This is a genomic window from Vibrio sp. 10N.261.51.A4 (assembly GCF_041471945.1).
Lineage (GTDB): Bacteria > Pseudomonadota > Gammaproteobacteria > Enterobacterales > Vibrionaceae > Vibrio > Vibrio crassostreae_C.
Genome location: NZ_JBFRPJ010000104.1, coordinates 1 through 11,727 on the forward strand (window position 1 = coordinate 1; position 11,727 = coordinate 11,727).

Below are 11,727 nucleotides of genomic sequence, written 5' to 3' on the forward strand. Positions count from 1 at the left end.
AACTTTACGGGGTCACTTCACAAGTAGATGGCTTTTCTATGTTCGGGTGTTCACTGCTGCTATCTAGAGCATCGTTAACGCCAACTTCGCGAGGTTATAAGCATCGACATAACCCGAGTGCTGACGACCTTCCCACTCAATATTTTTGGCTTCTTGAGCAGCGCGGTGACCAATGCGTTTGTCTTTCAAGCGATTCTGAACACGGTAAAGCGTTGCGATGTTTAAGAACTCGCTAAACGGAGGCTCGATGCCTTTTTCAATACACTCTTTGTGTAAGATAAGATCGTCGCGTCCCCACGCTGCGTAGATTTTTTTGGGACCACCAAAGTTCTTAATCATCGACTTTATGACAGACTCTAATGGGCGACCCTGCTTTTCGATTTTACGAGGTGTAATGCCCGTTAACTCGGCACAGAATAGAGAGACTTCGTCTTTCTCTGGCTTAACGTAGTATTGTGCTCGCTTCACGATAGTACCGGATGCTAGATCAATCTCAGCAAGACCAACTTCAATGATCTCTCCTGTTGTTCCCACACCGTCTTCGCTCCAACAGCACATTTCCAAATCGAAACACACAACTCGATTGTGATTCATACGTCGCCTAATTCTCTCGTCAAAAATTTTGTGAAATTGTACATGAGCCCAATACAGAACTCGACCCTAGTTGTATCAAGTGCTCATTTAGCCTGCAATTGTCACTCGATTTCGGCCATTCGACTTACTTTGATAGAGCATACTGTCTGTTTTTTGCAGAATCTCTTCCGTGTTTTCATTAGCGTAAATAGCAGCACCAATACTCAAAGTACAACTGAGCTGTCGACCTTTGTGCTCACAATGAGACTGGCTCACTGTTCTTAGAATACATTGTAAGTATCGTTCTATGGCTTCATGGTTTGTAATACTAGAAATGATACAGAACTCATCTCCACCTATACGAAACAGGTTATCCCCCTCTTTCAAGCTCACTGAAATCAATTTAATTACATGAATGAGTAAAGCATCCCCTGCAGGGTGACCGAATTGGTCGTTAATGCCTTTGAACTTGTCGACATCAAATCCGATGAGACTAAAGGGTTCATTTCGCTGTATCGCTTTATCTAACATCTTATTGAAAGCACGTCGGTTATAAACCTCGGTCAGGCTGTCGTGGTTGGCTAGAAAACGAAGCTCTTCTGTTCTTTTATCAAGCATTTGATACAAGCGCTCTTTCTCTCGGATTTGCATATTAACGATATACGCCAACAGCAATGAGATAGTTGTTCCGACTAACGCGATTCCGGTTAATACCAGATAACCATAGAAAGAGATGCATGAATCTATTTTGTAATCGACCTTCCAATCTCGATTGGTCAGTGAGATTGTTTTGGTAATGTGGTGCCCAGATACCGCTTCATAACCCTCGGTTTCAAACAATATTGGGGAGTCTTCTGCTTCGAAACCCGTATCGGTAACACGAATATAGACATCCATGTCTCCCACTGCCGAAGCCAGTAGATTTTCAAAGTAGTAAGTCGTTCGAACCACACCAATCACAACGCCAAGTAGATTATCGCTTTCGCCTTCAAACACAGGGTGATAAACCAACATGCCGGTCTTTGGTGTATTTTGATCTAAGCCGTCTTGAAGCAAGCGAACTTTGTCTGAAATATTCGCTTTACGTGTCTGTTTAATATTATCTAAAACCAGCTTGAAGCGCTCACGAGAAAAATAAAAGCCAAGTACATTGTCGTTTGCTTGTGTGTTGGGATACAGGTCACTAGCAATGAACGCCGGCTCACCATCTAAGATGTAACCAAAGACTTTGGCTTCGTGTTTTGGAATAGTGAACAGCTCGCAAGACGGGTATTTTTCTTTCATCTTAGCGGTATGCTCGGCAATCTCGTCTGCTGCCACTTTTTGCATCCACTGCAAGCCAATTAGACTTTTTGAAACATTAATCGTTTGTTGTGCAAAACGATCAAACTTATCCCAGTTTTCAGGATCATTTGCGTAGAAAAAATTAGCACCAGAACCAATGTAAGCCACGTCATTAGCGATAAACGCTTCCAAACTCAGTGTCTGGTGAGTAGCAAAGCTATCCAAATTCATATTTAACGCGCGGTTTTGGTTTAACGCGACTAATATAAAACACAACACAGTAATCAAAAAACTGACCAAAAATACGACCAATGGGAGAGTTCGTCTCTTCAACCCTGTAAGTGGGTCGGTAGTGTGCGGCATGTGGCTTCCAAATAGTCTCTAATGAGTTAAAAGTATATAACGGAAGGGAATCATGCTCCATTTCTGTTTAGTCTTAAAACTGACATAAAACGGGCATTGTTTACCTTGCCCTCACATCGACGACCAATATTCGACCGAATCTCGACTAAATTTCAAGCTAACACACCAAAAACCCACTTGATTAAAAACATTAAATACCACTCTTAAGCCTTGAATATGCTAGTATCCATCCATATTTATAGCTTGAAAGTGACCGTTTCGGCTTAGTGCCAATGAGTTTCTTTCCAACCTGTATATTCCTTTGAACCGACGAATATACCGTTAAATCAATTTTAAAGAGAAATCACTATGATCGTTGATTTGAACCTAATCCCACAAACGTTTGATATGCTTCACGCAGGCCTAACTGCATCAAGCGTTTTACTACTGTTAATTGCCGTTTCTCGTAAAACCAAAGTGGTTGAGAAAGTCGTAGAAAAACCAGTAGAAAAGATCGTTGAAGTTGAAAAGCCAGTTGAGAAAATTGTCGAAGTAGAGAAAGTTGTTGAAGTTGAACGTGTGATCGAAAAAGTAGTAGAAGTTGAATCTAAGCTGGCAACAGCACCAACAGATTCTGCAATGCAGCTACTGTCTATCATGCAGCAAGAAGCTCGTTTAATTGACTTCCTAAAAGAAGACCTAACATCATTCTCTGATGAAGAAGTTGGCGCGGCAGCTCGTGTTATTCACACTGGCGGTCAAAAAGTATTAGCCGATTACGTAACGCTTTCTCACATCCGCACTGAAGATGAAGAAACACGTATCACTATCGCTGAAGGTTTCAACCCTCAAGAAATTCGCCTAACTGGCAACGTAACGGGCAATGCACCATTCAACGGCACACTAGTTCACAAAGGTTGGAAAGCAACTGACATGAACCTGCCTAAGCTTGCTGAAAACTACGATGCATCTGTAATTGCACCGGCAGAGGTGGAGCTATAATGAAACACCAAAGTCATTCAGCTCAAGAGCCATCTTCTCAAGAGCAAAACCAGGTACCCAAGTTCAGTGTTGGTATCGATTTAGGTACTACACATTGCGTTTTGTCTTACATAGACACAAGCAATGAAGACGCTCGCGTTGAGGTGATGCAAATCCCTCAACTGACGGCGCCAGGTACAGTAGAAACTCGCAGCCAACTTGGCTCGTTCCTATACCAACCGCACGAACATGAAATGAATGCGGGCTCTCGCGTTCTTCCTTGGTCTTCAGAGCCAAAAGCGCTAGTGGGTGCAATTGCTCGTAACCTTGGTTCTAAAACCCCTATCCGTTTGGTAGCAAGTGCAAAATCTTGGTTATGCCACGGTGGTGTTAACCGTCGCGATGCTTTCCTTCCTGCAGGCAGCCCTGAAGAAGTTGAAAAAGTATCTCCGCTTAAGACAACTGAATTGTACCTTGAGCATCTTAAAGACGCATGGAACCACGCAAACCCAGAACACAAACTGGCAGACCAAGATGTAACGATCACGGTTCCAGCTTCGTTTGATCCTGCGGCTCGTGACCTAACAGCAGAAGCTGCACGTAATGTTGGTTTCACTCACCTAACGCTTCTTGAAGAGCCACAAGCGGCTCTGTACAGCTGGATTGATAACAGCAACGACACATGGCGTGATGAAGTAAACGTTGGTGACATCGTTCTTGTTGTCGATATCGGTGGTGGTACAACCGACCTTTCGTTAGTTGAAGTAACACAAGATGACGGCAACCTAAGCCTGAACCGTATCGCAGTAGGTGAACATATCCTACTTGGCGGCGACAACATGGACTTAGCACTGGCTTACCGCTTGAAGATGAAACTGGCGCAAGAAGGCAAAGAACTGGCTCCTTGGCAGGTTCAAGCAATGACTCACGCATGTCGTGATGCGAAAGAAGCACTGCTTAACGATGCTGAACTGCAATCTGTGCCTATCGTTGTTCCAAGCCGTGGTTCTAAACTGCTTGGCGCAACACTGAAAACAGAACTGACTCAGCAAGAAGTTCAACAAACATTAGTGGACGGCTTCTTCCCTAAAGTTGCTGTAACTGAGCACCCTGTACAAAAGACGCGTGGCGCACTGACTCAAATGGGTCTGCCTTACGCTCAAGACGCAGGTATTACTCGTCACATTGCCGCATTCCTTTCTAAGCAAGCGAACGCGCTTTCTGGAAATAGCGAAACGGCTCAGCAAGATTTCAACCCGTTTGCAAACATGCCCGGTATGCCCGGTACGCAAGGGTCAGAAGCGCCAGCGGCAGACTTCATCAAGCCAACAGCAATCCTGTTCAATGGTGGTGTTCTAAAATCGAACCTACTTGCTGATCGTCTTTCAGATACGATCAACGAATGGTTGATCAATGCTGACGAAGAGTTCGCAAAACAGCTTTCAGGTTTAGATTTAGACCTAGCGGTTGCAAGTGGCGCTTCATACTACGGCGCAGTTCGTCGTGGCCAAGGCGTTCGTATCCGCGGTGGTATCGCTTCTTCTTACTACGTAGGAATTGAAAGCGCGATGCCAGCTATCCCAGGTATGGCTCCTCCGATGGAAGCTTTGTGTGTTGCACCATTTGGTATGGAAGAAGGTTCAAGCGTACAAGTACCTAGCCAAGAATTCGGTCTAGTGATTGGTCAGCCAGTACACTTCCAGTTCTTCGGTTCAACCATTCGTCGTGAAGATGAAGCGGGTACGCACCTTGATCACTGGGCGCCTGAAGAGCTTGATGAGCTTCCTGAAATCCAAGTGACATTGCCGGTTTCTGAAGGCCGTCGCGAAGGTGAAGTGGTTCCAGTGACTTTGGCTTCTCGCGTTACTGAGCTAGGCACCTTACACCTAGAAGCGATTGCTACTGACAACGGTCAGAAGTGGCACGTTGAGTTCGATGTTCGTGAAGACTCGAATAACGACTCAAACGAACAAGCATAATGAATCAACGGCACCTTAGCGGGTGCCGTTACTTTATCAATGCATTTCTCAATCTAGTCCTGCCTGTTTCTCAGGAATGACGTTTACGAATAACAACAATAAGACCAAAGCTATCAAAAAACTGGTCATCACTCTGGAAGAATAAGGTTTTGTATGGCAACTCCTCGTTTTTTAGTCGGCATTGACTTAGGTACAACCAATACGGTTGTCGCTTACTGTGAAATCAACGACGACCTACAACATGCTCCCGTTTCTCTTTTCGATATTGACCAACTCATCGGCCCCGGTGAAGTGGTTCGCAAGCCCTTACTCCCATCCTTTCGTTACCACCCAGCACAAGGTCAAATCTCCCCTTCTGACCTGACGATGCCGTGGGAACCAAGCCCCGTTGAAGGCGATATTAAGAACGTTATCGTCGGTGAATGGGCTCGTGAATTAGGCGCTAAGGTTGAAGGCCGCCAAGTATCGAGTGCTAAGAGTTGGCTATCACACCAAGCGGTTGATCGTAACTCCGACATTCTGCCTTGGGCTGGCGTAGCTGATGTCGATAAAGTCTCGCCAGTTGTGGCGAGTGCAAGCTACCTCAACCACATTCGCCAAGCATGGAACTACCGTAACCCGAGCAACAAGCTGGAAAATCAAGATGTTGTGGTTACCGTTCCGGCTTCCTTCGATGAGACAGCACGTAAGCTGACACTCGAAGCGGCAGAACTGGCGGGCTTAGGTAAGATTCTATTACTCGAAGAGCCGCAAGCCGTTTGTTATGACTGGTATGCCCGTCACCAACAAACCGCAGCAGATGAACTTCAACAAATTCCGCTGATTCTAGTGTGTGATGTTGGCGGTGGTACCACCGATTTAAGCTTAATTGAAGCCAAATTCGATGCGAACACCGACGGTAATAACGAGCTCGCACTCGACCGTATTGGCGTTGGAGAACACTTGATGCTCGGTGGTGACAACCTCGATTTAGCGCTTGCTCACCTCGCTGAGCAACGCTTCAATCAAAACAAAAAGCTCAATGCCTCTAGCCTAACCAAACTGATTCAACAGACTCGCGCCGCAAAAGAGAGCCTGCTTTCTGCCAATGCGCCCGATGATGTAAAGATCACCATGCTGGGCAGCGGTTCAAAACTGCTTGGCGGTACTAAGAGTATTGGTTTAACTAAACAAGAAGTCCATCAAATCGCATTGGAGGGTTTCTTCCCGCTTTCTGAGTTTACTGAAACACCCGACAAACGCCGCAGTGCTGTGGTTGAGTTTGGTCTGCCTTACGTGGCTGACCCTGCGGTGAGTAAGCACGTTGCAGAATTCCTAGCAACGCACCAACAAGTGTCTAAAGCCGCATTGGAAAACTCAGACTCTATTGAGTTCGATGACACCAAACCTGCAATTCCAGTTGGCGTGCTGCTCAATGGTGGTGTGTTTAACAGTGAACTGGTAACAGAGCGAATTACTCAGCTACTGGGCAACTGGAACGGTTCTCCTATCACAGTGCTTGATAACCCTCATCCAGATTGGTCTGTTGCCCTTGGCGCGGTTGCCTTTGGTAAAGCACGCCGCGGTGCACAGCTGAAAATCGGTGGCGGTGCTGCCCGTTCTTACTTCTTGCATCTGCAAGAGAAAAACAAGATGGGTAAAGCGCTTTGTCTGCTTGCCAAAGGAACCGAAGAAGGCCAAGAGATACGCTTGAACAGCCGTCGTTTCTCGCTGACTTTAGGTGAGCCAGTACGATTTAATCTTCTGACTTCAACACACGATCAAATTGCTCATGACACCGCCATTCAAAACGGTGTGATGGTCAATGTGGATGCCGACTTGTTCTCCCCTCTCCCACCGTATATTTCTACGCTGGAAGGCTCAGGTACTGCAGAACTTCAAGCCAACCAAAAAGAGCGTGTTGAAGTACTGCTCGCTTGTCAGTTAACCGAAGTCGGCACATTGAAAATGGAGTGTGTGAGTATAGAAGATGACTCTAAGCGTTGGTTGCTTGAGTTTGAAGTAAGAAACAAGCAAGGCGATGAATCTGATACCTCCGCGCTTCACCCAAGATTGGAAGAGTGTAAGGAGTTGATTTCTCGCCTGTACAGCGGCAACAAGAAGAGTGCTGAATCGAAAGAGATCAAAACACTATCGAAAGATCTTGAGAAGCGACTAGGTAAACGCGATGAATGGGACTTCACGACCCTTCGTCATCTATTTGATACCTTCTCATTAGGTCGTAAACGTCGTCGCCGCTCAGAAGCACACGAGAAGAACTGGCTACGTTTGGCGGGATACTCGCTACGTCCTGGCTTTGGCGATCCGACTGACTCATGGCGTATCGAACAGATTTGGGGCCTTTACCAACAGAACATTCAGTTCAAGAACCACCAAGGCTGGACAGACTGGTGGGTATTCTGGCGTCGTGTCGCTGGTGGGCTAAACCAAGAGCAGCAAGAGAGTATCTTGGCGGACATCGCTAAATACCTTCACCCAGGTGCAATGAAGAACCCTAAGACAGCCAAAGATGCGCAAGATAATGGTTATGAAGCCATGGTCCGTTTAGCGGCGTCACTTGAGCAACTTGAGGTTGAAGACAAAGTGCTGCTGGCAAGTTGGTTCTTAAGCAAAGCGATCAACCATAACCAATTTGAACAAGCGCACTGGTGGGCGCTAGGACGATTAGCATCAAGAACGCCTTTGTATGGCAGCCAACACAGCGTAATTCCTAGAGAGCAAGCTGAACAGTGGTTACCAAAACTGCTTGAACAGAACTGGCAGAAAGAGCAGATGATCGCCTTCGCAGCGGTGATGATTTGTCGAAAAACCGGTGACCGTCAGTTTGATATCTCTGACGACTATCGCAATCAAGTGATTGAGAAGCTTAAGCAAAGCAAGGTACCTGACTCATGGTTAACACTAGTGAGTGAAGTGACTGAGCTTTCTGAGAGTGAATCTAAGCGTGTGTTTGGTGATGCGTTACCAAGCGGATTAAGCCTAATCAATAACTAGGTTTGAAAACGATTAGCTTTCGTTGCTAATGGTAAAGAAGCTAGCAAGAAAAGAAAAAGCCACTTTCGATTCGTTGAAAGTGGCTTTTTTATTGGTGGCTTAAGGCTGGTATGTGTAATCGACTTATAGCTTTTTGGTTAAGAGCCTTAGCCGTGTTGCAGTTCATCATTGTTAATGTTTGGTTCCAGTTGGGTTGATAGGAAAATCCGTATTTTCATAAATGTCAGATAGTTTTTTCGGTTTCTTCTCTTTTGCTCCTTTGTTCGATTGATTATGAGTTTCGCTTAAAAGCCATTCCTCATGCATTTTTGCTGAATCCAAAAACTCTGGATCCTCCATTGCTTCCTTGCGAAGTTTATTTACACGTTCGAGAGTATCCCAAATCATAATACTTCACCTCCACTAAGGCAGTAATATAAAGATAGCTCAACCCCATGAAACTTCAACTAACCCAATGAGATAGCGATCTCAATTTCGTAATTCACTCGCTTTAAATGAGTGGATATGGTCACCTTTAGTTGGGCTCAAATAGTGGGTCTTTCCCCATGATCTTCGAAGATCATTAGGCACAAAAAAAGCGAGCTCGATGCTCGCTTTTTGTTTTTCTATCTGTTGATCGAAACACCAACACTCACTCGATTAAATCACACCGAGATTAAGCACGGTTACCGATTTTCACCTTGCCATTGGTAGCAAACCAAAGGGCTTCTGAACGACGACGACCGATTAAAATCGGGCCATCATCGTAGAACAAAAAGTTCTTCCAATGCTTCTTGAAAATCGCCCATTTGGTTTCAAGAACATTGTACTTTTCATAACAAAAATAAACAGTTACGTCATCTTGCCAATCAATAAAGTTAAGAATCTCTTCTGGCATTTCAGGCTCATCCGCTTCCCAATGCGCCATCCAGCTGATCTCTTCATTCCAGTTCGATGCTTTGCTTGGCCAGTCTTGCGAGCTCAGTCGTTCTGCGTCTGGGCTTTGAGGGCTCACGTTCTCTTTCCAGAACTGAGATGCTCTCGCCTGTGTCATTGGCTTAATCTTTTCCAAGTCCTCTGCCGGCAGCGGCATTGACTGGTGTGTGAAAATCCATTTTCTTTGGTATTCGTCCAAAGTTGTGTATGACATCAAAATTCCTCAAATATCTTCTCAGGCTGATGGATTTACCATGCCTATCTGTTCTTTTTGATGCAGTGACGGTTTCATTTTATCTATGTCGTCACTGCCTCTAAATCTGTATTTACGCTTAATTGGTACTTACGCCTAATGACTATTGATCTCTATACAGCGCGTCTATCTTCCCAGTTTGGGTTAACTAATGCCGTCAGTATATGGTCTTCCCATTTACCGTTAATCTGTAGGTAGTCTTTAGCAAAACCTTCTCGGACAAAACCAAGATGTTCTAATACACCAGCACTGCGTTCGTTGTGAGGCATGTAGCCCGCCATTAAGCGGTGCATGTTCTGCACATCAAACATGTAGTCTTTGGCCATGCTCAAACCTCTGCGCATGTAACCGTGGCCTTGTGCACTTTGCGCCAATGAGTAACCGACATTACAAGCGTAGAACGGGAAACGCGACAAATTACTGAACGATATGGTGCCTAACATTTCATTAGAGTCAGCGTTAATCAGTAAACAGTAATAGCCTAGCCCCATTTTATGAAGCTCGTTTAACTTAATCAGTCGCTGCGCCCAACTCGCTATATCAAAGAACGCATCTTCGCGTATCGGCTCCCAAGGTTTCAGGTACTCTCTGTTAACCTGAAAGTACTCGCTGATCATGCCAGCGTCATCGATTTCAGCCGTGCGTAAAATCAGACTACCATCATGCTTATAAATGCGCTCTGGTGTACTCAAATCTTCCATAATCTTGTTCTTATTCGATCAGTTCTTTCTGATACCGTAATCACGAAGCTTATTCGCAATTGAGGTATGAGATACATTCAAACGTTTTGCTAGCTTACGGCTTGATGGGAAAGACTGATAAAGCTTCTCTAGAATCTGAGATTCATAGTCTTTCATGATTTCATCGAGCGAACCATCTAAGCTCAGGTTCGCCATTCCTGCCGTCATTGTTTCAAGCTGTGGCAAGTGGAATTGCTCAACCGTTAGCGTGTCTGAATCCAACTCTGTCAGTGCGCGTAGAACCATGTTGTCTAACTGACGAATGTTGCCCGGCCATTGGTAATTACCAAGCTGGTCGACTAACTCTTGAGTCAGTTTTGGTTTTAACATACCTAACTGCTGCGCGTACTTTGCAACGAACAGTTCCAACAGTGGCGCTACGTCGTTTGAGCGTTCACGCAATGCAGGGATAGACAGAGTCAGTACATTCAAGCGGTAAAACAAATCTTCACGGAACGAACCCGAGTCGGCTAATTCAGAAAGACGGTGGCGCGTTGATGCAATAATACGAACATCCGCGTGCATCTCTTCTTCTTCACCAACACGACGGAATGAACCATCTTGTAGGAAACGCAGCAGCTTGATTTGAAGATGCGGGCTCATCTCGCCAATTTCATCTAAAAATACGGTACCGCCATTCGCTTGCTCGAAAATGCCTTTATGACCTTGCTCATGGTTGAATGAACCCGGCGCATGACCAAACAATTCCGTTTCCGCTACGTCATCAGGCATCGATGCACAGCTTAGAATCAAGAATGGGAAAGACGATCGATTTGAACGGTTATGACACGCTTTCGCCAGCATCTCTTTACCCGTACCTGTATCGCCTTCAATTAATAGAGGCTGATCCAGCATAGCCAATTTCTTAGCTTGGCTGATCAAGGCTTTATGGCGATTAGAGACACCAACAAAGTGTTCAAAACCCAGGTTGTTCTGTTCTGGGATTGAATCTGGCGAGTTCATCTCTTGATTACAAGAACGAATCGTCATTACTGCGCTTGCCAGTACCGCTTCGTTGACATCACCACCAAGGTAAATCGGCAGGATCTCAATAGAGAAATCTAAGCCATCCAACACGACAACTTCACGATGGCGCGTTACATCGCCTTCGATCCAACGAGCGAAGTTAAAGCTAGGAATGAACGTCGCTAACGGCTCACCGATCACTTCGTCTTCTTGCTTGTTAAAGAGGTTCAATGCAGCGTGGTTTGCCATATCGATTGAGCCTTTAAGGTCAATCGCTATCACAGGGTCAGGTAGGTTTGCCAGCAGAGCAATCAACTCTGTGTTGTGCCTTTCGCTTGGCATAAATTGGATTTTACGTACATCCTTCACACCTGAAATTCGGCGAATTTCAGCCATAAGTTCACTAAAAGCATCAAAATTAATATCAGGGCAGTTTAAGTAAATAATGCCTTTAACATCAATTTCGATTCCTCTTAAATCAATGCTTTTTGAGGCCAAGATATCGAGCAACTCACGCGTTAAGCCGAGTCTGTCTTCACACAATACTTCAAGACGCACAAATAGTCCTATTATAGGTGTCAGGATAAGTTGACAGTAGTGTGGATTAAGCTCTGAGTTCAGTCAAGAAGAAGAGTAAACATATGTTTACTCTTCACTCGCAAACGACTCAATGTCATACACTTTATTGCTAAGTAACTCG

Annotated in this window: 9 protein-coding genes; 3 read left to right on the forward strand and 6 right to left on the reverse strand. The window is 45.1% G+C overall.

Annotated features, from left to right (window positions below; all coding sequences use genetic code 11):
• Nucleotides 1–63 precede the first annotated feature (63 nt).
• Nucleotides 64–594: a 3'-5' exonuclease gene (locus tag AB4384_RS21300; RefSeq protein WP_102321043.1), complete on the reverse strand. Its 531-nt coding sequence runs from the start codon at nucleotides 592–594 to the stop codon at nucleotides 64–66.
• Nucleotides 595–681: 87 nt separating this feature from the next.
• Nucleotides 682–2,220: a diguanylate cyclase domain-containing protein gene (locus AB4384_RS21305; protein WP_372130075.1), complete on the reverse strand. Its 1,539-nt coding sequence runs from the start codon at nucleotides 2,218–2,220 to the stop codon at nucleotides 682–684.
• 348 nt (nucleotides 2,221–2,568) lie between these two features.
• On the opposite strand from AB4384_RS21305, the gene AB4384_RS21310 reads away from it, so the two are divergent.
• The 3 genes from AB4384_RS21310 (at nucleotide 2,569) to AB4384_RS21320 (ending at nucleotide 8,153) form a co-directional block, all read left to right on the forward strand.
• Nucleotides 2,569–3,201 carry a DUF2760 domain-containing protein gene (locus AB4384_RS21310; protein ID WP_017091262.1) on the forward strand — a complete coding sequence of 211 codons (633 nt, stop codon included), beginning with the start codon at nucleotides 2,569–2,571 and terminating at the stop codon, nucleotides 3,199–3,201.
• Nucleotides 3,201–5,159, forward strand: coding sequence for an Hsp70 family protein (locus AB4384_RS21315; RefSeq protein WP_372130076.1), 1,959 nt, complete (start codon nucleotides 3,201–3,203; stop codon nucleotides 5,157–5,159). Before AB4384_RS21310 ends, AB4384_RS21315 begins: the two co-directional genes overlap by 1 nt.
• Nucleotides 5,160–5,312: 153 nt before the next feature.
• Nucleotides 5,313–8,153 (forward strand): Hsp70 family protein, encoded by a 2,841-nt coding sequence (locus AB4384_RS21320; RefSeq protein WP_372130077.1) that lies wholly within the window; start codon nucleotides 5,313–5,315, stop codon nucleotides 8,151–8,153.
• A 171-nt stretch (nucleotides 8,154–8,324) separates the two neighbouring features.
• Here AB4384_RS21320 and AB4384_RS21325 read toward each other — a convergent pair whose 3' ends face one another.
• The 4 genes from AB4384_RS21325 to tyrR all read right to left on the reverse strand — a co-directional run bounded on the left by AB4384_RS21325 (nucleotide 8,325) and on the right by tyrR (nucleotide 11,585).
• Nucleotides 8,325–8,540 (reverse strand): hypothetical protein, encoded by a 216-nt coding sequence (locus AB4384_RS21325; RefSeq protein ID WP_012604204.1) that lies wholly within the window; start codon nucleotides 8,538–8,540, stop codon nucleotides 8,325–8,327.
• 268 nt (nucleotides 8,541–8,808) lie between these two features.
• A complete protein-coding gene (locus AB4384_RS21330; RefSeq protein WP_017060433.1) occupies nucleotides 8,809–9,282 on the reverse strand; it encodes a DUF2947 domain-containing protein in 474 nt (157 codons plus the stop codon).
• A 152-nt stretch (nucleotides 9,283–9,434) separates the two neighbouring features.
• Complete coding sequence (gene rimJ, locus AB4384_RS21335) at nucleotides 9,435–10,022, reverse strand: ribosomal protein S5-alanine N-acetyltransferase (RefSeq protein ID WP_372130078.1); 588 nt, start codon at nucleotides 10,020–10,022, stop codon at nucleotides 9,435–9,437.
• Between the two features lie 18 nt (nucleotides 10,023–10,040).
• Nucleotides 10,041–11,585, reverse strand: coding sequence for a transcriptional regulator TyrR (gene tyrR, locus AB4384_RS21340; protein WP_372130079.1), 1,545 nt, complete (start codon nucleotides 11,583–11,585; stop codon nucleotides 10,041–10,043).
• Nucleotides 11,586–11,727: the final 142 nt, after the last annotated feature.

Coding starts and splice junctions, on each gene's coding strand:
- AB4384_RS21300 (WP_102321043.1), bottom strand. CDS start 594: ATGAATCACAATCGAGTTGTGTGTTTCGATTTGGAAATGTGCTGTTGG.
- AB4384_RS21305 (WP_372130075.1), bottom strand. CDS start 2,220: ATGCCGCACACTACCGACCCACTTACAGGGTTGAAGAGACGAACTCTC.
- AB4384_RS21310 (WP_017091262.1), top strand. CDS start 2,569: ATGATCGTTGATTTGAACCTAATCCCACAAACGTTTGATATGCTTCAC.
- AB4384_RS21315 (WP_372130076.1), top strand. CDS start 3,201: ATGAAACACCAAAGTCATTCAGCTCAAGAGCCATCTTCTCAAGAGCAA.
- AB4384_RS21320 (WP_372130077.1), top strand. CDS start 5,313: ATGGCAACTCCTCGTTTTTTAGTCGGCATTGACTTAGGTACAACCAAT.
- AB4384_RS21325 (WP_012604204.1), bottom strand. CDS start 8,540: ATGATTTGGGATACTCTCGAACGTGTAAATAAACTTCGCAAGGAAGCA.
- AB4384_RS21330 (WP_017060433.1), bottom strand. CDS start 9,282: ATGTCATACACAACTTTGGACGAATACCAAAGAAAATGGATTTTCACA.
- rimJ (WP_372130078.1), bottom strand. CDS start 10,022: ATGGAAGATTTGAGTACACCAGAGCGCATTTATAAGCATGATGGTAGT.